The 20418-nt window shown below is 40.5% G+C and carries 20 protein-coding genes and 2 pseudogenes; 12 read left to right on the forward strand and 10 right to left on the reverse strand.

The annotated features are described in order from the left end of the window. A pseudogene (locus tag ACFVSH_RS14130) lies at nt 1-230 on the forward strand (asparagine synthase (glutamine-hydrolyzing)); the annotation flags it as partial. Nucleotides 231-275: 45 nt separating this feature from the next. On the opposite strand, the gene ACFVSH_RS14135 reads toward ACFVSH_RS14130, so the two are convergent. Next, nucleotides 276-2030, reverse strand: a complete 1755-nt coding sequence (locus ACFVSH_RS14135) for a glycoside hydrolase family 13 protein (protein ID WP_387706470.1) — start codon at nt 2028-2030, stop codon at nt 276-278. A 365-nt stretch (nt 2031-2395) separates the two neighbouring features. Between ACFVSH_RS14135 and ACFVSH_RS14140 the strand changes: the two genes are divergently transcribed. The 4 genes from ACFVSH_RS14140 to ACFVSH_RS14155 all read left to right on the forward strand — a co-directional run bounded on the left by ACFVSH_RS14140 (nt 2396) and on the right by ACFVSH_RS14155 (nt 8449). Further along, nucleotides 2396-3649 carry an extracellular solute-binding protein gene (locus ACFVSH_RS14140; RefSeq protein ID WP_387706472.1) on the forward strand — a complete coding sequence of 418 codons (1254 nt, stop codon included), beginning with the start codon at nt 2396-2398 and terminating at the stop codon, nt 3647-3649. A 149-nt stretch (nt 3650-3798) separates the two neighbouring features. Beyond that, complete coding sequence (locus ACFVSH_RS14145; RefSeq protein WP_387706474.1) at nt 3799-5334, forward strand: alpha-amylase family glycosyl hydrolase; 1536 nt, start codon at nt 3799-3801, stop codon at nt 5332-5334. Nucleotides 5335-5413: 79 nt separating this feature from the next. Next, nucleotides 5414-7063: a glycoside hydrolase family 13 protein gene (locus tag ACFVSH_RS14150; protein ID WP_387596329.1), complete on the forward strand. Its 1650-nt coding sequence runs from the start codon at nt 5414-5416 to the stop codon at nt 7061-7063. 342 nt (nt 7064-7405) lie between these two features. Further along, nucleotides 7406-8449, forward strand: coding sequence for a LacI family DNA-binding transcriptional regulator (locus tag ACFVSH_RS14155; protein ID WP_387596326.1), 1044 nt, complete (start codon nt 7406-7408; stop codon nt 8447-8449). Between the two features lie 38 nt (nt 8450-8487). Here the strand turns inward: ACFVSH_RS14155 and ACFVSH_RS14160 are convergent, their stop codons facing one another. The 5 genes from ACFVSH_RS14160 to ACFVSH_RS14180 all read right to left on the reverse strand — a co-directional run bounded on the left by ACFVSH_RS14160 (nt 8488) and on the right by ACFVSH_RS14180 (nt 12161). Beyond that, on the reverse strand, nt 8488-9267 hold the full coding sequence (locus ACFVSH_RS14160; protein WP_387706488.1) for an MBL fold metallo-hydrolase: 780 nt from the start codon (nt 9265-9267) through the stop codon (nt 8488-8490). A gap of 119 nt (nt 9268-9386) precedes the next feature. Then, nucleotides 9387-10268 (reverse strand): SDR family oxidoreductase, encoded by an 882-nt coding sequence (locus ACFVSH_RS14165; RefSeq protein WP_387706476.1) that lies wholly within the window; start codon nt 10266-10268, stop codon nt 9387-9389. 231 nt (nt 10269-10499) lie between these two features. Next, the gene (locus ACFVSH_RS14170; protein ID WP_063232211.1) at nt 10500-10991 is read right to left on the reverse strand and encodes a YajQ family cyclic di-GMP-binding protein; all 492 of its coding nucleotides are present in this window, start codon (nt 10989-10991) and stop codon (nt 10500-10502) included. Between the two features lie 103 nt (nt 10992-11094). Beyond that, on the reverse strand, nt 11095-11226 hold the full coding sequence (locus ACFVSH_RS14175) for a DUF3941 domain-containing protein (RefSeq protein ID WP_192203682.1): 132 nt from the start codon (nt 11224-11226) through the stop codon (nt 11095-11097). Nucleotides 11227-11294: 68 nt separating this feature from the next. Further along, entirely contained in the window at nt 11295-12161 is an 867-nt protein-coding gene (locus ACFVSH_RS14180) for a DegV family protein (protein ID WP_387596317.1), read from the reverse strand. 157 nt (nt 12162-12318) lie between these two features. On the opposite strand from ACFVSH_RS14180, the gene ACFVSH_RS14185 reads away from it, so the two are divergent. Continuing rightward, complete coding sequence (locus tag ACFVSH_RS14185) at nt 12319-13161, forward strand: YitT family protein (protein WP_387596314.1); 843 nt, start codon at nt 12319-12321, stop codon at nt 13159-13161. A 136-nt stretch (nt 13162-13297) separates the two neighbouring features. Next, nucleotides 13298-13543: pseudogene (locus ACFVSH_RS14190) on the forward strand (KGG domain-containing protein); the annotation flags it as partial. 37 nt (nt 13544-13580) lie between these two features. Here the strand turns inward: ACFVSH_RS14190 and ACFVSH_RS14195 are convergent. The 3 genes from ACFVSH_RS14195 to ACFVSH_RS14205 form a co-directional block, all read right to left on the reverse strand. Continuing rightward, nucleotides 13581-13829 carry a DUF3813 domain-containing protein gene (locus ACFVSH_RS14195; RefSeq protein ID WP_387706478.1) on the reverse strand — a complete coding sequence of 83 codons (249 nt, stop codon included), beginning with the start codon at nt 13827-13829 and terminating at the stop codon, nt 13581-13583. Beyond that, the gene (locus tag ACFVSH_RS14200; protein WP_164468789.1) at nt 13829-13981 is read right to left on the reverse strand and encodes a hypothetical protein; all 153 of its coding nucleotides are present in this window, start codon (nt 13979-13981) and stop codon (nt 13829-13831) included. The genes ACFVSH_RS14195 and ACFVSH_RS14200 overlap by 1 nt, the downstream gene beginning before the upstream one ends. Nucleotides 13982-14092: 111 nt before the next feature. After that, nucleotides 14093-14908 (reverse strand): Cof-type HAD-IIB family hydrolase, encoded by an 816-nt coding sequence (locus ACFVSH_RS14205; protein WP_387706480.1) that lies wholly within the window; start codon nt 14906-14908, stop codon nt 14093-14095. 227 nt (nt 14909-15135) lie between these two features. Between ACFVSH_RS14205 and ACFVSH_RS14210 the strand changes: the two genes are divergently transcribed. The 3 genes from ACFVSH_RS14210 (at nt 15136) to moaA (ending at nt 17470) form a co-directional block, all read left to right on the forward strand. After that, complete coding sequence (locus tag ACFVSH_RS14210; protein ID WP_387596305.1) at nt 15136-15924, forward strand: alpha/beta fold hydrolase; 789 nt, start codon at nt 15136-15138, stop codon at nt 15922-15924. Nucleotides 15925-16040: 116 nt separating this feature from the next. Beyond that, entirely contained in the window at nt 16041-16349 is a 309-nt protein-coding gene (locus ACFVSH_RS14215) for a metal-sulfur cluster assembly factor (RefSeq protein ID WP_192203688.1), read from the forward strand. 107 nt (nt 16350-16456) lie between these two features. Further along, nucleotides 16457-17470, forward strand: coding sequence for a GTP 3',8-cyclase MoaA (gene moaA / locus ACFVSH_RS14220; RefSeq protein WP_387706482.1), 1014 nt, complete (start codon nt 16457-16459; stop codon nt 17468-17470). A gap of 247 nt (nt 17471-17717) precedes the next feature. Here moaA and ACFVSH_RS14225 read toward each other — a convergent pair whose 3' ends face one another. Continuing rightward, the gene (locus ACFVSH_RS14225) at nt 17718-18407 is read right to left on the reverse strand and encodes a Crp/Fnr family transcriptional regulator (RefSeq protein ID WP_260283982.1); all 690 of its coding nucleotides are present in this window, start codon (nt 18405-18407) and stop codon (nt 17718-17720) included. Between the two features lie 233 nt (nt 18408-18640). Between ACFVSH_RS14225 and argC the strand changes: the two genes are divergently transcribed. Together argC and ACFVSH_RS14235 are read left to right on the forward strand one after the other, a co-directional pair. Continuing rightward, a complete protein-coding gene (gene argC, locus ACFVSH_RS14230) occupies nt 18641-19678 on the forward strand; it encodes an N-acetyl-gamma-glutamyl-phosphate reductase (RefSeq protein ID WP_387706484.1) in 1038 nt (345 codons plus the stop codon). Nucleotides 19679-19694: 16 nt separating this feature from the next. After that, on the forward strand, nt 19695-20418 hold a 724-nt coding region (locus ACFVSH_RS14235; protein ID WP_387706486.1), incomplete at its 3' end, for a bifunctional ornithine acetyltransferase/N-acetylglutamate synthase.

Raw genomic sequence — 20418 nt, forward strand, 5'->3', positions numbered from 1 at the left:
GTATATATACAGACCGTGTGCAGGCGTGGTTGCAAGACTTACTTACGGATAAAAACTCGGTCCTGCACGAGTTTTTCGATAAAAAGAAGCTAACCGATATAGTAGATTCCAAGGGTGCCGCTTTTAAAGTGCCGTGGTTCGGGCAATTGATGTCAGGTCCACAGTTGCTCGCTCACTTGGCACAAACCCATGTATGGTTCAAAGAATATGATATCCAAATAATCGATTGAAAAAAACGGGGCGGATGATTTTTCATTTGCCCCGTTTTCATTGCCTCAATAATTGAATGAGAGAATTTTATATTGATAACCACCCAATTCAAATTTACCTTCCTGGGTGGTTTCTTTTGTTCTTAAATCGGTTAATGTACGTCCTTTCAAATCAAAAGGAAGGGTAAAGGATTGCTGGACATCCGTCGGATTAATGAGGATCACGACAGAACGTTCTCCATTATACTTTTGGTAGGCCACGATATTTTCGTTACCGGCTGTATCAAGGAATTTGAACTTTCCATCATTGGCAAGTAATCTTTCTTCTTTTCGCAAGAGAATCAATGTCTTAATTTCTTTGAAAAGCTCAGTATTTTGTTTTTCTTCTTCCCAGACCATGCATTTTCGGCACCCTGGATCCATGCCTCCGGTTAAGCCGATTTCATCTCCATAGTATATACAAGGGCTGCCATTGAATGTCAAAAGAATTGCGTGGATGAGCTTGGCACGAGCTAGATCTTCCCCGCAATCCGTGAAAATCCGCGGTGTATCATGGCTTCCAAGAAGATTGAATGTCACGTCAAAAACATTGGTAGGATAACTGTGATAGATGGCTGTCATTTCTTCCGTGAACTCGCGTGCATTGATGGTTTGTGAAGCGACCAAGCGAAAAACTTGGTTGGTAAAGGGGTAATTCATGACAGCATCGAACTGATCGCCGCGAAGCCATGGCATCGAGTCATGCCAAATTTCCCCAAGAATATAAAGGTCAGGCTTTATATTTTTCACCGTTGTTCGAAATTCACGCCAGAATGGCTGATCGACTTCATTTGCCACATCGAGCCTCCAGGCGTCTATATCGAACTCCTTAATCCAATAAGCCGAGACCTCGAGCAGATATTCTTTCACCTCCGGATTCGCAGTATTCAATTTTGGCATCGATTCAAAAAAACCGAATGTTTCATAATTGGGCCTTTCCCCTCCCTTAAGTGGAAAGCTGTGCGGGTGGAACCAATCCTTATATTTTGATTTCTCCCCTTTTTCGAGTAAATCCTGAAAAGGGGGGAAGTAGTAGCCGCTATGGTTAAAAACGGCATCAAGCATGACCCGGATATTCCGTTTGTGGCATTCGGTTATTAGTGTTTTCAATGTTTCCTTCGTTCCAAATTGCGGATCGATACTCCGGTAATCAATTGTATCGTATTTATGATTGGAGTAGGCATGGAAGATTGGCGTGAAATAAATTCCGTTGATGCCGAGATTCTCAAGGTAATCCAAATGTTCAATGATTCCTTCGAAGTCCCCGCCAAAAAAATTATCCACGGCCGGTTCTTCACTTCCCCAGGGTATCACACCTTCCGGATCATTGTCGGGGTTTCCGTTCGCGAATCGTTCAGGGAAAATTTGATACCAAATTGTATCTTTGACCCATTCCGGTGCCCCGAAAACTTCATTTTGATGTAGATAGGGAATCGCGAAATAGCTTCCGGGATCTCCAGGGGGTTCTTTAAAGATGCCTTTTTCCGTGTAAATGGCACTTTCATCTTCCGAGGATACTTTGAACCCATATCGAATTCTTCGGTAGGGAGGCTTCACATAGATATGCCAATAATCATAACGGTTATCGCTGCCTGATAAACTCATGGGAAGTTCTTGGTACTGCCACTGACCATCACTATCTGAAATGTATGGATCCCCAAAGATCAATCCAGCTGAGGAGATATCTTGTTTCTTCGTACGTAGGCGGATATGTAGGGTTTCAGTGTTGATGGTATAGCCGTAATTGTCATTAGGTCTATGGTGTATGGATGAAAATTCCATTACAAAACCACTCCAATTCTATATGTATTTGGGGATGTGAAAAAGGAAACCTTCCGGCTGTTTATGAGGGGGGGCACCATGAAGTTGCACTGAGCCAGGCTAAGTGTTTTTCAATATGGTTATATACCCGATTTCAATTGAAAGAAGCACTTATTAACTAAAAAATAACAAAAAGTGTTCATCACTACAAGGAAATAAATACAACGAGGAAAATGTTGTAAAAACCAAAGGCGTTCATATAATGATAACAATAGCTTTGGCATCGCTTTCATTAAGTGGCTTTCTTTGAATGAATGAACTGAAAAACAGTATTATTTGGTGCTTTTGGACATGATAGAATAAACATTTTAAAAAGGAGAATGAAAGTGAAGAAGCTGATTTTTCATTTGTTCATGTCCATGTTTTTGATCGTTAGTGTAAGTGCTTGTGGTGCCAGTTCAGATTTGGAAAATGAAGTAGTAAAAGAAAATAAGAAAAAAGAAGACGAAGCAGCCAGCAATGAAGCGAAGCCGGAAAAATTGATCATTTGGGAGGAAAAAGGTAAAGCAGCGGCCCTAATGCCGGTTATTGAAGCTTTTGAAAAAGAATATGGAATCAAAGTTGAGCATGAAGAGCTTGAAATAGCTACCGAGATGTATGAGCGGCTTCGAAGTGATGGGCCAATCGGAAACGGAAAGGCCCCGGATGTCGTGACTTTTTCTCATGAAAAAGTCGGGCAAATCGTGAAGGAAGGCTTAATTCAGGAAATGAAGGTGAAAGATGAGGTATTGAATGCCTTCATTGAACCTTCAATTAGTGGGGAGATGTACCAAGATAAGGTATTTGGATTGCCTAAATCGGTAAACACATCCGTATTCATTTATAACAAAAAATTGATGGCTAAGGCTCCTGAGACGATGAATGACCTTTATAAAATGGCGAAGGAATTAAGAAAGGATAACGTGCATGGTTTCTATGCCAAATGGAATGACTTCCATGATTCTTATGGAGTGATCGCTGGAATGGGAGGTTATATTTTTAAAGATAAGAATGGAAAACTGGACCCTTCCGACATTGGTTTGAATAATAAGGGTGCCATAAAAGGGGCTGCGTACATCCAAAAATGGTATAGGGCGGGTTTGATTCCTAAAGGCGACAAGGCAGCGAACGAGAAGTTGTTCGTACAAGGGAATTTGGCTTCTATCATGAGTGACGGTGACTCATTTACCGGGCGAAAGGATACAGGAATTGCCCCCATGCCCGAATTGTCAAATGGTCAGCCAATGAAAACGTTGATGGTAATCAAAGGCTGGCATGTAACAGCATTCACAAAACATCCTTATTGGTCTACTAAGTTAGTTGAATATTTGACAAATGATGATAATGCAATGCAGCGTTATGATTTAACAGGGGAAATCCCTCCTAATAAATCAATCAAACACAATGCTGCCATCAATGAAAACGAAAGGGCACAAGCCATAAGCATACAATTACAATACGCTGAACCAGTGCCGAATATACCGGAAATGAATAGGGTATGGGGACCGATGAATGCAGCCATGGATGAAATAAGCACTCAAAAAGCAAAACCGAAAAGGGTCTTGGATAAAGCGGTTAAGACGATAAAAAAAGAACGTTGATCGTGTTCTGACTTTTCCGCTTATGTAACTATGACCAGTATCTCCAATTTGTCCCTTTAGTGTAAAGTTTTTTATAAATTGGATTTGACGTTAAGGGGTCAAAAGGCTAATCTTAAAGGCGTAAAGAGATAGCTAGGAGGAGAGCGGATATGGGAAAAAGAGTGTTATCACTCGCTTTAATTCCGTTGCTTCTTTTTTACGCCATTCCAGTAGGAGCAGCTGAAAAAGAACAACGAACTTGGAAGGATGAAATCGTATATTCATTATTGATCGACAGATTTTTCGATGGGAATACTCAAAATAACGGAGACGCGAACGTGAATGACCCTTCCACGTTTAATGGTGGGGATTTCGAGGGTGTCACGAAGAAACTGAATTATTTAAAAGATATGGGTTATACCGCTATCATCCTTTCACCGATTTTCGCTAATGATAAAAATGGCTATCATGGCGATTGGGTGGCAGATTTCTATAAGACGGATAAACATTATGGGACATTGAAAGAGTTTAAAAAACTCGTGAATGAGGCACATAAACGCAATATGAAGGTGATCATTGATTTTCAAGCAAATAATGTGGGTCCTGACTCCACGTGGCTGACCGATCCAAAAAAACAAGATTGGTTCCATGAAGAAAAAAAGATTTCCCAGGACAGTAGCCAAAAGGATTTGGAAACGGGCTGGGTCGATGATCTTCCAGATTTGAATCAAGATAATGAGGAAACAAGGAAATACTTACTTGATGCTGCCAAATGGTGGATAACGGAAACCGATATTGATGGTTACCGTATAAATAAAGTCCAATACGTAGCAAAAGATTTTTGGAAGGAATTTGTGGAAGCAGTCAAATCTGAAAAATCAAATTTCTATACAATCGGCGATGTACAAGGTGATGCAAATTTGATATCAAGCTACAAGAAGACGGGTATCGATGCTTTTATGGCTTATCCACAAAATGCTGAGCTACGGGAAGCATTTGCTGCACCCGATAAAGAATTGAAACCTGTTTTAAATGCGTTTGAGAAAAGCGAAGAAGAATTAGGGGGCAATGCCCAGCAGGCATTATTCATAGATACCCAGGGAATGCCCCGTTTTACAAAGGATGCAGCAGACCATAACGAAAATCCAGGTTCCAGATGGAAAATGGCGCTGTCGTATCTATATACGGTGTCAGGGGTACCAATCGTATTTTATGGATCGGAAATTGCCTTAAATGGGGATATTGCCCCGGACAATCACAAGTTGATGAATTTTAAGACCGAACAGGAATTGGTGGAATATATAACAAAGCTTTCTGAGCTCAGAGACATGTACCCAGCGTTGGTTAAGGGGGATATGGAGCTTTTATATGAAAAAGGTGGAACTTCGGTATTCAAGCGTGTATATGGTGATGAAACGATTGTCGTCGCCATGAACAATACGACTGAAACTCAAATGATAAACCTTACTGATAAGGAACTTGAAAGAAATAAAGAGTTGAGAGGTATGCTGAATGGGGATCTGGTCCGCAGTAAGGACAACAGTTACTCTATCGTAATCGACAGGGAGACGACCGAAGTCTACACACTGTCACCTAAATCGATTATTAATATTCCTTACCTGTTTGTCATAGGATTGGTTCTTCTTATTTTTGGTATATTCATTGCATTGGTTATTAAGCGTTCAAAACGGAAACAACCAAAATAATCATATACCTCTCGATTGTCGGTAGCCGCCAAACATTGTCCCTAAGGCTTTGTGGAAAACAGGATCGGGAGGTTACAGCATGAATAAGACCTGGTGGAAAGAAGCGGTCTGCTATCAAATATACCCGCGCAGTTTCATGGATAGTAATGGTGACGGAGTCGGTGATATAAAAGGGCTGATTTCAAAGCTTGACTATTTGCAGGAATTAGGGATTGATGTTATTTGGATTTGTCCGTTTTATAAATCGCCCAATGCGGATAATGGCTATGATATTAGTGATTATCAAGCAGTTTCCGATGAATTCGGTTCAATCGAAGATATTGATCTGTTATTGAAAGATGTTCATGGACGTGGGATGAAGGTGATACTCGATCTTGTTTTGAATCATACAAGTGATGAGCACCCCTGGTTCGTAGAGTCACGTTCGTCCCGCGATAATCCGAAACGGGATTGGTATATATGGAGGGATGGGCAGGACGGTCGTGAGCCAAATAATTGGGAAAGTATCTTTTCCGGAAGTGCCTGGAAATTCGATGAAAGGACCAATCAATACTATTTACATTTATTTGCGGAAAAGCAGCCAGACTTAAACTGGAAAAATACTGATGTACGAAAGGCATTATTTGAAATGGTCAATTGGTGGCTAGATAAGGGAATCGATGGCTTCCGGATTGATGCGATCACGCATATTCATAAGCGTGATGGCCTTCCGGATATGCACAATCCTTATTGGCATCAGTACGTACCAGCGTTTGAAATGCACACCAATCAGGACGGGATTTTGGATTACCTTCAGGAGTTGAAAGAAGAGACTTTTTCTAAGTATGATATCATGACGGTCGGTGAGGCCAATGGCGTCAGGATTGAGCAGGCGGAAGAATGGGTCGGGGAAACGAATGGGAAGTTCAATATGATCTTTCAATTTGAACATCTTGGGCTTTGGAATAGGGGTCAGAATCACGACGTTGATGTTCAGGGGTTAAAGCGCACACTGACCAAATGGCAAAAGGGGCTGAAAAACAAAGGATGGAATGCTTTGTTTTTTGAAAATCATGACCAGCCAAGAAGTGTATCAACCTGGGGAAATGATCATCAATACTGGTTGGAAAGCGCAAAAATGATTGGGGCTCTATACTTTTTCATGCAAGGAACACCTTTTATTTATCAAGGCCAGGAAATTGGCATGACGAATGTCCAATTTGATTCGATTGATGATTATGATGATGTAGGAATGAAAAACTTTTACCGGATAGAGACCTCCAAAGGTCGTCCGCATGATGAAATCATGAACATCATCTGGCATAGCGGCCGTGATAATTCACGAACACCGATGCAATGGAATGATATCGAAAATGGGGGTTTCACGAAAGGAACACCTTGGATGAGGGTTAATTCCAATTATCGAGCCATTAATGTAGAACAGCAGAAAAATGACCCCTCATCCATTTATCATTTTTATAAAAAAATGATTGATCTTCGAAAAAAACATCAGGTCCTTGTTTATGGCGAATATGAATTATTATGGGAAGACCATCCTGAACTTTATATTTATACAAGAAACATGAATGATAATTCAGTCATGGTAGTATGTAATTTTAGTATGAATCACCACCAAGTCGACCTCTCTTACTGGGGGGAAATGGAACTTTTGCTAGCTAATTATGAGGATTGTCCTCAGGTGCCCCTTATTGATTTACGTCCATATGAAACGAGGGTTTATCGCTATTAATTTGTAAATCACTTCTATGGTCTTGATTGGAAATCAGTTTAAAACCTATGTAGTTAGTCGTCTGACTTCTTGGTCTTCAATAGACATGCCATTTTTTTAGAAGCTGATCATACATCAGCTTCTTTTTGAATTTTAAAACAGAAACGAAAAAAACGGAAAAGTAAGTATTTTCTGAAAAATTAAACAAACATTTAAAAAAGTATGGATATAACTATCGAACTGAGTGTATTATGAATACATACAAAATGTATAAATATAAAACGAATATTAGAGAAGTGTTTATTGGTATTCACCTTGTATTAAATGAAGTCAATAAAGGCTAAGAGGGGAGAGGGGAAATGCATGGCCATAACAATAAAAGATGTGGCACAGTTAGCGAATGTTGCTCCTTCAACAGTTTCTCGAGTGATTGCAAACAATCCTCGGATAAGTGAAAAAACAAAGGTACGGGTACGTAAGGCGATGAGTAAATTAGGATACCATCCAAACTTCATTGCACGTAGTCTTGCCAATCAATCGACCAGGATCATTGGCTTGGTATTGCCAAGTTCGTCAAATGATTATTATCAAAATCCGTTTTTTCCGACGATCCTTCAGGGTCTAAGTGAAGGAGCTCAGGAAAATCATTATTCCCTGTTGCTAAGCACGGGAAAAACAGAAGATGAAATCTACGATGGAGTAGTGAATATGGTGCAGGGGGGGATGGTTGATGGAATTATCCTGATGTATTCAAGGATGAACGATCACATTCTGACCTATTTGAGAGCAAGGGCTTTTCCATTTGTGATCATTGGGAAACCCTATGATTTTCTCGAGGAGATAACGTATGTTGATAATGATAATGTCTTGGCTGCCGAACAGGCAACGGATTACCTCATACAGCTAGGGCATGAAAGGATTGGATTCATCGGAGGTGATGTAACCCTTGTGATGACCCTTGATCGTTTGTCAGGATATGAACGGGCATTGAAGAGGGCTGGAATCGATCGAAGGGGGGAATATACCCTGCATGAAGATTTTTTGCATGAAGGGGGACAAGCAGCTGCAAAAATGTTACTATCCATCGATGAACCACCAACCGCTTTGGTGGTCAGTGATGATCTTATGGCACTTGGCATCGTGCATTCACTTCGCGAGATGGGCGTGCGCACTCCTGAAGAAATTTCAATCGTCAGCTTCAATAACGTTCTTTTCTCTGAACTGTCATTACCAGCCCTGACTTCCGTGGATATCAATATTTTTGATTTGGGATATCAGGCCGCTAAGGGCATCATTCAAATGCTGCAGACTGGAGATGCTCCCGCTGGGACCATCATTCCACATCATTTCGTGGAAAGGCATTCCTGCAGATCGATCAAGCAAGGTGCAATGGCGATGACTTATTAAACGAAAAGGGCATTGCATAAAAGCAATGCCTTTTTTTCCTAGAAATGTACACTGAAACTTTTGAATGCATGTACACCCGTTCCGTGTCTAACCAAATTATTCTCTTTAAGGTATTGAATGGCTTCAAGGACTTCCTCAAAGATCCCAGGTTCGAGGCCGAGTTGGTTGTGTCCGCCATATATTTTGGATACTGCCTTGATTTTTGCGATTTTTTCTAATGAATTCACAAGGTCTTCAGGGCTTGTAGAGGGATAAAACGCATAAACTGGAGTATCTGAATAAAGCAGGTCGCCAGTAAATAAATAACTTGTTTCATTATCCAAAATTGAGATGTGGCCAGGTGAATGCCCAGGTGTGTGATAAATGCCTAAACTGCGGTTCCCAAGAACAATCGTGTCCCCATCCGATAAGAGCCTATCAGGGGACCCCTGGTATGGCTTGTATGTAGAATGATCGAATGATTCGGGTATGGGGACAGTGATATCCCGGGCCATGTTCTTTCTTATTTGTTCCAAGGACAAACCTTCAATGCCGTTGATCAGCCAGTTGGCATCATCACCATGAACATAAATTGTATCATAATCCCCATGACTGCCAATATGATCTGCATGAACGTGTGTCGTCAGGACGATAATCGGAAGGTCGGTAAGCTGGTCTGTAATCCGCTTAATGGAACATATGCCTAATCCTGTGTCGATTAACGCAGCTCGGGTCTCCCCAAGTAATAAAAAGGAATGAACCTTCTCCCAATGACCATATTCACTGATTGCAAACGTTTCTGAGTCCAATTCCTGAACGGTGAACCATGGATCTACAATATTTTTCAAAAATGAATCCACTCCTTCCCATTCATATATTCCGCATTAACCGGAAATATCCTGCTTGAAAGATAAAAGCAGTGGATTTGTGATATCCACTGCTTTTGAAAGGGTAAAACTTATCCGTTTACCACGCTCCCGCCGTTTACGTGGATGACTTGTCCGCTGACATAGGATGAATCTTCACTTGCCAAATATACATAAGCTGGCGCTAATTCCTCTGGCTGCCCTGCACGGCCCATTGGAGTATCCTGGCCGAATTTGGCAACATCCTCTTCCCCGAATGAGGCAGGAATCAGCGGCGTCCAGATCGGTCCTGGCGCAACACCGTTCACTCTGATGCCATCTTTTGAAATGGAGTTCGACAGGGCCCTTGTAAATGCCAATATTGCACCCTTTGTTGAAGAGTAATCGATTAGTTTTGGGTTGCCTTGATAGGCTGTGATAGAGGTTGTATTTATGATGCTGCTTCCTTTTTTTAGATGCTTCAATGCAGCTTTAGTTAAGTGGAACATCGAGAATATATTCGTGCGGAACGTTTTTTCCAATTGTTCAGCTGAAATGTCAAGGATACTTGTTTGCACATGCTGTTCACCGGCGTTATTGACTAAAATGTCCAAACCGCCAAATTCATCAACCGTTTTTTTGACGACATCCTGGCAGAAGGCTTCATCACCGATATCTCCGGAAATGAGTAAACATTTCTGACCTTCTTTTTCAATCAATTCCTTTGTCGCTTTGGCATCCTCGTGTTCATCCAAGTATGCAACTGTCACATTCGCTCCTTCCTTGGCGTAATAAATGGCAACCGATTTACCGATTCCGCTGTCTCCTCCTGTTATGATTGCCGTTTTACCTTTTAGTTTGCCGCTTCCTTTATAGGCAGCTTTAACAGAATCAGGGTTCGGTTCCATTTTTGTTTCCAATCCAGGTTGATGCTGTTGATGTTGAGGTGGAAATCCTTGTTTGTTCTGATTTTGGTTTTGGTTTTGGTTAGTCATGATTAAAACGCCTCCTGTTTAATTATCTATGTTTTTTCTATTCCTTCTTTAGAAAAAAGAAAACATGGGAAAAATAACCAAATGATTATGGGTAATTATTTATATAACTAAGGGAACATGACTAGTCTTTCCATGTTACATGAAGGAGATTCATTTGAAGAATAAGGGGGAAGACGGCTATTGAGGCAATGCAAATAAAAAAAGACCCACCCAAAGGTGAGGCCTTCATACTTAGCGGTAATTTAAGAATTGTACATCAATGGAAAGATCAGCGCCCCGGATTGCGGAAATGATTCCTTGCAAATCGTCCCGGTTCTTACCTGTAACACGGATTTGATCATCTTGGATTTGGCTTTTCACTTTAAGACCGCTGTTTTTAATGATGGTATTGATTTTTTTTGCTTGTTCCTTATCGATGCCTTGAATCAGCTTAGCACGTTGGCGTACGGTTCCGCCAGAAGCTCCTTCTAATTTGCCATAGTCCAGGTTCTTGACTGGTACGTCACGTTTAATGAGTTTACTAATGAGAACATCCTTCAGCTGTTCAAGCTTATATTCATCATCGGACACTAAAACAAGATCTTCTTTTTCAATGGTGATGCTGCTTATACTCCCTTTAAAATCATAGCGTGTTTGTATTTCCTTCATAGCCATGGTAACTGCATTCGTTACTTCTGAAAAGTCTACTTTCGAAACAATATCAAATGAATTTTCCTTTGCCATCACTTACCTCCAGCAGGTTTTATTTCCTTTATTATAGAGAAAGTGTGATAGGAAGACAACTATCTAAACCATATTAAAAAAGCGAGGGGACAAGCCCCTCGCGTCATTTATGGTCTGTTTTCTTCGAATAGGAGTGCTTACCCGCAACAAGATTTTCCTGATAGGCGACATTTTTTTCAGCATTTCTCGCCTGGTTATCTTTTGGCCTTTTGTTGTCATCGGTTGTTTTTGACATAGAGAAAACTCCCTTCCATTATCTGATCAATATATATTGTTCACAATAATGAAAGGGAGTATGTATGTTTATGATTTCTCAGGGGTATCGTTTAAGAAGAAGAGAGCAATTGTACCAGGACCGGCATGTGCACCGATGACGGAGCCGATTGTATGGATCATGAAATTGGTTGTCCCGAATTCATTTTGAATGGCTTCCTTCCATTCCATGGCCGTCGCTTCATCATCACCATGACTGATGGCAATCGTTTGGTTTTTTAAATTTTTTCCTCTTTCGTGCATTAATTCGATTACACGTTTAATCAATTTCTTCTTGCCGCGTAACTTTTCCAGCGGAACAAGCTTCCCATCTTCTACATGCAATAACGGTTTAATGTTTAATAAACCGCCAACAAGGGCAGATGTTTTGGAGATGCGGCCGCCACGGGCCAAATAATCAAGGTTATCTACAGTGAATAGATGCTCCATATGCCGGGTTTGGAATTCTATGTCAGCTAGGATTTCTTCTTTAGTGGCACCGTTTGCTGCTAGATCTGCTGCTTTCTTCACAATTAATCCGACGCCCATCGAAGCGCATTTCGTATTGACGATTTCAATGTCAAGGTCAGGGTACTCTTCCTTCACCTGATTAAGAATCATCACTGCCGTTTGATATGTTCCTGATAATTCAGAGGAAAAGGCTATATATATCCCTTGTTTTTTCTCTTTGGCAAACTGTGTGAAAAGTTCTATTAAGCATTCCGGGGAAGCTTGCGATGTTTTCGGGGATTTTCCCTCAATCATCGCCTGATAGACTTCGTGAGAATTAATGGTAAGTAAATCTTCATAATTTTTCCCGTCAAGATGGACTTGTAAAGGAATTAATGAAACATTGTTTTCCTTATAGAAAGACAACGGCAAATCACATGCACTATCTGCAAGAATTGTGATAGCCATAATACACCTGCTTTCCTTTTTACAATTTTTAGAAAATGAGTGGACACTCTACAATTTAGTGTAGCACGTAACGGTAAAAATTCAATCTCTACGTAAATAGAATAAATAATTAAGGGTAAAAAGATAATAGAATAAGGGTGAAATGGAGGTTTTTAGGATGTACAGTGGTGAAATGAAGAAAATTATCATAGTTGTGGTCGGAGCGTTACTGAATGCAATCGCAATGAACTTTTTTCTAATACCGGCAAACGTATATGCAAGCGGCTTTACAGGAGTGGCCCAGCTTCTATCGAGGATGATTGGTTCCTTTGCTCCTTTTAATGTATCGACAGGTATTCTATTGTTTTTATTGAACATTCCAGTAACGATCATTGCTTGGCGAAAGGTTGGAAAGTCTTTCACTTTTTATAGTTTCCTCAGCGTTGTCTTGATGTCCTTCTTTATGGAAATCATTCCGATTACACGCTGGTCACCTGACATATTATTAAATGCGGTATTTGGCGGCGTCATAGCTGCAGTAGGTGTGGGGATCACCTTGAAATACGGTGCATCGACTGGCGGAATGGATATTATCGCCATGCTCCTGTCACGGAAGAAAGACAAACCCGTGGGTACTTATTTATTTCTGCTGAATGGCGTGATCATTGTAACGGCAGGTGCTGTTTATGGACCGGAAAAAGCTTTGTACACACTTGTTACCCTTTACACATCGACCAGGGTCGTTGACGCGATTCATACACGACATGAAAAGCTTACTGCCATGATCATTACAAAGAAAAGCGAAGAACTTAAACAGGCAATCCATGCTAAGTTAGTTCGCGGGATCACAAGAGTTCCTGCAAAAGGGGCGTTCACCAACGAAACCAAGGAAATGTTATTGATTGTCATTACAAGGTATGAATTGTATGACCTTGAAAAGATCATTAAGGAAGTGGATCCACACGCTTTCACAAACATCATAGAAACTTCAGGCATTGTTGGAACTTTCCGAAGGGAATGATATGAACAAAAAATTAAGGCCATTACACTTCTATTACAAAAGGGAATATTTAGGCGCTTTAAGTTTAATGCCTGTATCAAACGGCTAAATCTTATATTGTAGCGCCAATTTAAAATCTTATGAAGGAGTGATAAAAATGGCTAACGACGAAAAAATGAGCAGACAGGAAGCAGGTCGTAAAGGCGGGGAAGCCACTTCTAAAAATCACGACAAGGATTTTTACCGGGAAATTGGGCAAAAGGGTGGAGAAGCCACGTCGGATAATCATGAGAAGGAATTCTATCAAGAAATTGGACAAAAGGGAGGAGAAGCCACCGCTGATTCCCATGGTAAAGACTTTTATAAAGAAATTGGTGAAAAAGGCGGTAAAGCACGAAATAACAAAGCGAAAGCCTCCAGGAACCCTGGAGGCTTTCGCGTTATTTAGAGTGGTTTTCCAGCTCTTCCTGAAGTTCTCGCAGTTGTGCTTTTTCGGCCTCGCTCGTATTGGCAAAGGCTGATGAAAGAGCGTTTTTAGCGATTTCCTCTGTCTTGCGATGGTCATCGTCATGCTCAGAGTGGAGAGCACTTTTAGCGATTTCCTCTGTCTTATGCCGGTCACCGTCATGCTCAGAGTGGAGAGCTTCTTCAACAAATTCCCTTGCCTTCTGGAATAAATTGTTTCCCATTAGAAGCCACCATAGCTTTGTTCTGACATAATTCTTAACCTGTCTTTTTCAGCCTCTTCAAACGTAGTGTGATAAGGGATTTTTTCGGCATGCCTGGCAACACTTTCTTTGCCTTGCTGTACAAATCGTTTAGATTTACTGCTTTTACCCATTCTTATCTCCTCCGATTCTGAGCGTTGTCGACAACGGAATGGAAGCTGTTGTCCATATTAGTTTGGCTTGAAAGAGAGATATTATGAAGGTAAAAAATGACGTATTAGGAATTAGGATTTTATGTTGAATTTTTCTTCGAGGAAGACCGCTATACCATCTTCTTCATTCGTCAATGTAGTCGTATTCGCTACCGTTTTTACAGGTGAAATCGCATTTCCCATGGCCACCCCGGTTCCCGCATAATCAAGCATTTCCAAATCATTATCTTCATCACCGAAAGCGATTATCCTGTTTTGAGGAATTTCCAGATAGTTGGATACACGTTTTAAACCTACGGCTTTACTTAACCCGCTTTTTATTATTTCGATGATATGAAAAGGCTCTGCCCAGCGGCGGTGATCGACCAATTCTGCATGGACATCGGATAAATGCTGGCGAATTTGCCCAACGAATTCACTATCTGTGTGAATGAGCATCGAAGTTGGGGAATCCTGAAGGTAATTGCGCAAGTCACCTGTCTTCATGGTCGGATTTCCTACATTGAACATGTTCATCAACTTTTCATCATGATAATGAACATAAACATCATCCCGGACTTCTGCGATGATGTTGTGATATTTAAACTGATCACACGCTTCAACAATATCTTTGGCAACACTTATATCCAATGGAGAGTGATATACCCCCCAGCTTGTATGTAATGGGTGATGGACGAAAGCGCCATTGAAATTAACGATGGGTGTAGTCAACCCCAATTCCCGGTAATAAAGTTCACTTGAGCGAAAAGGACGCCCGGTAGCGATCATAACTTCGTGTCCGTCTTCTTTTAGTTTTAAGAGTGTTTTTTTAGTCCTTGAAGAAATGGTTTTGTTATCTGTAAGTAAAGTACCATCAAGATCCAATACGATTAAATGTTTCTCAGCCATGTACACACCTTCTGTTCTTTTTGATTTCATTATATGCAAATATTGTTAAGCCTATTTTAAAGTAAATGTAAATCTTTTTCATTCTTTATGCATTCCTGTATGATATTACTATATCCAAGATCATGATGATTAAAGCGAAGCTCAGGTTTAAGGAGTGGAATGATGAATGCCAATGCCATTTTGATAATTATTGAAAAGACCGGAACAAATTATTCGGAGGGGTTAACTTGATAATAATTGAAAAAGAACTAATTGGACATATTCCTGTATTGCACATAGGTGAAGGAACCACTTTCAATCAGGAATTGCCGGTTATTATTTTTATACATGGTTTCCAAAGTGCAAAAGAACACAATCTTCACTATGCTTATTTATTGGCAGAAAAGGGTTTTCGTGTGCTACTTCCCGATGTGATCCATCATGGGGAAAGGGGAGCTGGTTTGAGTGATTCCCAAATGATGCCCCGTTTTTGGGGAATGGTATTACAGACAATCCAGGATTTATCTTTGTTGAAGGATGATTTATTATCCCGAAAATTAATTGATCCTGACAGAATTGGCGTAGCTGGTACCTCTATGGGGGGAATTGTGACTAATGGGGCCCTGGCTGCCTATGAGTGGATATCCGCCGGAGTCAGTTTAATGGGAAACCCATCATATGTCGCGTATGCAGAGCTCCAAATTACGGAGATTAAGAAAAGGAAAGTTAACTTCCCAGCTACTGATGAGGAAGTTTCCAATGTGATTGAACAGCTCAAGCCATTTGATTTGAGTCTGAATCAGGATAAGCTTTCAAACCGTCCGCTTCTTTTTTGGCATGGTGCCAAAGATCCGGTTGTGCCTTATCAACATGCATATCGTTTTTATGAAGCTGTCAAAGCAGGGTATAATGAGGCAGATGAAAAAATTGATTTCATCCTTGATTCTAAGGCTGGACATAAAGTGAGTAGGGAAGGCGTTATTATGACTGCAGACTGGTTTGCAAAACATTTACTGTCAACTGTGCAAAATGCTTAAGTACTCACTCAAAATCTGTTATGATTCTAATATGGACATAAAAAATAGTCTAAAATGGACATAATGATGAAACCGACTATAAAACGAAAAGATTTTCCATAAAAGGAGTGATCGAAGTGGATCAAGATACAAAAGACATTATATTTGGAGCTTTGGAGCAGGTCATTGACCCTGAGCTTGGCATAGATATCGTTAATTTAGGCTTGGTATATGATGTGGATATGGATGAGGAAGGTCTGACTACCGTGACGATGACATTGACTGCCATGGGCTGTCCGCTAGCTGGCACAATCGTCGATCAGGTCAAATTGGTTCTGGAAGATATCCCAGAGGTAAAGGAAACGGATGTGAAGATTGTCTGGAGTCCGCCATGGACGAAAGACAAAATGTCCAGGTATGCTAAAATTGCATTAGGCATCAAATAATAACTCTATATAGAAATGAAAAGCCAGTCAAAAAACAGTGAACCCATTCAATTGAGTCACTTTTTATGGTCTGGTTTTTTCTAATACTTTCGGCTAGGAGTGGTTAATTGAACAGTCAAATTAAGGATTCATTGGACAGGCCACTAAGGGATTTAAGGATTTCAGTCATAGATCGCTGTAACTTTCGCTGCCAGTATTGCATGCCTGCTGAAATTTTTCATGAGAATTTTCAGTTCCTGCCTAAAAGTGAGCTATTAGCTTATGAGGAAATTGTAAGGCTTTCTAAAATATTCGCAAGCTTAGGGGTAAAAAAACTAAGGTTGACAGGCGGGGAACCATTACTCCGGAGAGATCTCACCACTCTGATTTCAAATCTCGTGAAAATTGAAGGTATTGAAGATATTGGACTGACTACGAATGGTGTCTTCTTGAAAAAACATGCCGTGAATTTGAGGGAAGCTGGTTTGCAGAGGGTGAATATCAGCTTAGACAGCCTTGATGATGAACTTTTCAAGAAGATGAACGGCAGGAATATCGGCATAAAGCCTGTTATTGAAGGCATCGCAGCTGCCAAAGAAGCTGGGCTTGGCGTTAAAGTGAATATGGTAGTGAAAAAAGAAACCAATGAATCTCAAATCCTGCCGATGGCCCGATTTTGTAAAGAAGAGGGCATTCAATTACGCTATATAGAATTCATGGATGTCGGACATACAAATGGCTGGCAGTTGAAGAATGTCATTACGAAAAAAGAACTGCTTGAAATGCTCCAAACCGAATTTGATTTAGAACCGGTTGAAGAAGATTATTTTGGAGAGGTGGCAAAACGCTACCGTTATAAGGGCACTGCTGCAGAAGTGGGCTTCATAACCTCGGTATCCGAGTCTTTTTGTTCAAGTTGTACACGTGCACGTCTCTCTGCTAATGGAAGTTTATATACATGCCTGTTTAATGGAAAGGGACATGACTTGAAGTCATTGCTCCGTTCCGGCATGACAGATGAGGAATTGACCGGGTTCATCATTTCGCTTTGGAATCTTAGAGACGACCGCTATTCGGATGAGCGGACAGCGGGAACGGCCAAGAAACAGGAAAAAATCGAAATGTCATTCATTGGCGGGTAATATACAAATACAATAAAAAAAGAAGGGATGGCAATTATGCCATCCCTTCTTTTTTTATATAGTTAATTAGGAACTTCTAATGCCAGTCAATGGACGAAATCTAATTTTATGCTTTTTTTATGCATATTTATATTTTTTTATAGGAATCCATGGAAATGAAAATAATTAAATGGTCCTAGGGAAAATTCAGCCCTGAAATAAACGCCGATCATTAGTACGGCATTATTTACTGCTTTTTATGTGGGATTTAATCGATGGTACAGATTTCTATTGGACAGTTTTCACAGTCGATTTCCTGTTTCAAAAAATCAAAGTCAAGAATCGTAATGCGTCCCTTTTTAATGGAGATGACATTGTTTTTCCTTAATTGAGATAGCATTCGATTGACTACCTCGCGGGATGTGCCGCAAAAATTGGCGAGTTCTTGGTTTGTAAAAGGAAGATTGATAACTTTTCCGTCCTCTGCTTCAGTGCCATAACTATTTGATAAACGGATAAGGGTGGAGTAAAAGGCACCTTTCTTGCCGTGCAGGAGCATATCGCGGAATTTAGCCTGGTTTTTACGGTTCTGAGCCGATAACCATGTCATCATCTCGACTGCGAGATGGCTATCTGAGGCGATTTTCTTTTCTAATGCTTCTTTGGAGATTACCGCAACAGATCCATCCTCCATCATCTTTGCATTCATCATATATTTAGGATTTGGAGAAAATAAGACTGTTTCCCCAACCAAATCATTCTCCGAACTAATGCGTATAGTTAATTCCCGACCGTCAGGAACAACCTTACTCACTTCTACTGTACCTTTTAAAATGTAATACAAATCACTTGCTGGGGTGCTCTCCTGAAAAAGGTAGCGCCCTTTTTCCATATGTTTAACTTGCTGTTTATTATCTAAAATGGAATGCATCCGATTAGATAACGATAATTCATTCATGCAAATGACCACCTTTCCAAATACCGTTAAAACTCACTTACTACCTTTGATTTAAACGGAAAAAACACTAACAGTCAACAACTTTGGATAATTCTAGGAGTTTAGGTGGATAAATTTTCATTTAAAATATTAGTTTAGAATTTTATAAAAATACATTTGATTTTATTTTTATTCAGTCTTATAATAATAGAATCAAAGAATGACAGGGACCTGAAATTATAGGAGATGGTTTTATGAACGTATCAATAGTAGGTGCAACGGGCTATGGGGGAATGGAACTAATAAGATTCTTGAATAATCATCCGCAATTAAAAATAAAATCATTGCATACGTCTTCCCAATTTGGCCGAAGTTTATCTGAAGAAAATGCACATTTAATGCATATGAAAGACAAATTAGAAGAAATTGTCCCGGAGGCGATTGCAAAAAAATCTGAAATTGTATTCCTTGCAACTCCTTCTGGTGTTTCCTCGCAAATGATTTCGGAATTTTCTGACCTCGACATTAAAGTAATCGACCTATCAGGTGACCTCAGGCTTCAAACTCCAGGTGAATATGAACATTGGTATAAAAAACCAGAGGCGCCTCGGCACATTATTGAAGAAGCCGTATACGGATTGTCTGAATGGAATGCCGAAGCAATAAAAAAAGCAGCGATTATTGCAAATCCAGGGTGCTATCCAACCGCATCACTATTAGGGCTTGCCCCTTTATTCACTGAAGGATTGGCCGGAACAGCTGCCGATGTGATCATCGATGCAAAATCCGGGGTATCCGGGGCGGGTAAATCACCCTCGGCAGTCACCCATTATAGTGAAATGAATGAGAACTTTAAGATATATAAGGTAAATCAACATCAGCACATACCGGAAATCGAACAACAACTTGGGAGATGGTCAACAGGTCTACAGCCGATTACCTTCAATACCCATCTTGTTCCAATGACAAGAGGGATTATGGCGACGATGTATATAAAGGTAAATCGGGAAACCTCAAATGTTGAATTAAAGGATTTATACGAAACCGTTTACGAGAACCACCCATTTGTCCGAATACAGCCCCTTGATCGCTTTCCATCAACGAAACAAGTATATGGATCGAACTTTTGCGACATTGGCGTTGATTATGATGAAAGAACAGGTAAGGTGACGGTGGTTTCAGTTATTGATAATTTAGTGAAGGGTGCTGCAGGGCAGGCCATACAAAATGCAAATATATTAATGGGACTAGAAGAAACGGCGGGACTATGGAACAGTCCGCTATATCCGTAAACTTTGGAGGGAAATAATGAAAACTTTACAGCCAGTTGAAGAAATCAAACAAATTCAAGAAGGGAACATTTTAATGCCCCAAGGGTTCAAAGCGTCAGGTGTACATGCAGGATTACGCTATTCCAAAAAGGACATTGGCATCATTTTAACGGATGTCCCAGCATCAGCCGCGGCGGTTTATACACAAAATGTAGTTCAAGCCGCTCCAATCAATGTAACGAAAGATAGCATTGCCGTTAATGGAAAACTTCACGGCATTGTAGTGAATAGTGCGTGTGCGAATGCTTGTACAGGTGAACAGGGTTTAAAAGATGCAAATGAAATGAGGAAGCTTGCGGCTCAAAAGTTCGGTTTGGAGGACCATTCATTTGCAGTGGCTTCAACGGGAGTCATAGGTGAATTCCTGGAAATGGAAAAAGTAAAAAAAGGCATAGAGTCATTGCAGCCAGTAAATACACCTGAAGCTGCTGAAGCTTTTGGTACAGCCATTTTAACAACTGATCTTGTAACGAAGAGCTGTGGTTATGAAACAATTATTGACGGAAAAACCGTGAAAATGGGCGGTGCTGCGAAGGGGTCGGGAATGATTCATCCAAACATGGCCACAATGCTTGGTTTCATTACGACGGATGCTGTAATTGAACCGGATGATCTACAGCAAGCACTTTCCTCCATTACAAATGATACATTCAATCAAATCACGGTTGATGGTGATTGTTCAACGAACGATATGGTGTTAG

Source organism: Peribacillus sp. NPDC058002 (assembly GCF_042886655.1).
GTDB lineage: Bacteria > Bacillota > Bacilli > Bacillales > DSM-1321 > Peribacillus > Peribacillus aracenensis.

Bases quoted from the DNA above. Each gene is read 5' to 3' on its own strand.
- ACFVSH_RS14200 (WP_164468789.1), bottom strand. From the start codon at position 13,981: ATGGGTAAAAGCAGTAAATCTAAACGATTTGTACAGCAAGGCAAAGAA.
- ACFVSH_RS14135 (WP_387706470.1), bottom strand. From the start codon at position 2,030: ATGGAATTTTCATCCATACACCATAGACCTAATGACAATTACGGCTAT.
- ACFVSH_RS14225 (WP_260283982.1), bottom strand. From the start codon at position 18,407: ATGAATGAATTATCGTTATCTAATCGGATGCATTCCATTTTAGATAAT.
- ACFVSH_RS14175 (WP_192203682.1), bottom strand. From the start codon at position 11,226: ATGTCAAAAACAACCGATGACAACAAAAGGCCAAAAGATAACCAGGCG.
- ACFVSH_RS14180 (WP_387596317.1), bottom strand. From the start codon at position 12,161: ATGGCTATCACAATTCTTGCAGATAGTGCATGTGATTTGCCGTTGTCT.
- ACFVSH_RS14165 (WP_387706476.1), bottom strand. From the start codon at position 10,268: ATGACTAACCAAAACCAAAACCAAAATCAGAACAAACAAGGATTTCCA.
- ACFVSH_RS14195 (WP_387706478.1), bottom strand. From the start codon at position 13,829: ATGGGAAACAATTTATTCCAGAAGGCAAGGGAATTTGTTGAAGAAGCT.
- ACFVSH_RS14170 (WP_063232211.1), bottom strand. From the start codon at position 10,991: ATGGCAAAGGAAAATTCATTTGATATTGTTTCGAAAGTAGACTTTTCA.
- ACFVSH_RS14145 (WP_387706474.1), top strand. From the start codon at position 3,799: ATGGGAAAAAGAGTGTTATCACTCGCTTTAATTCCGTTGCTTCTTTTT.
- ACFVSH_RS14150 (WP_387596329.1), top strand. From the start codon at position 5,414: ATGAATAAGACCTGGTGGAAAGAAGCGGTCTGCTATCAAATATACCCG.
- ACFVSH_RS14155 (WP_387596326.1), top strand. From the start codon at position 7,406: ATGGCCATAACAATAAAAGATGTGGCACAGTTAGCGAATGTTGCTCCT.
- ACFVSH_RS14205 (WP_387706480.1), bottom strand. From the start codon at position 14,908: ATGGCTGAGAAACATTTAATCGTATTGGATCTTGATGGTACTTTACTT.
- argC (WP_387706484.1), top strand. From the start codon at position 18,641: ATGAACGTATCAATAGTAGGTGCAACGGGCTATGGGGGAATGGAACTA.
- ACFVSH_RS14185 (WP_387596314.1), top strand. From the start codon at position 12,319: ATGTACAGTGGTGAAATGAAGAAAATTATCATAGTTGTGGTCGGAGCG.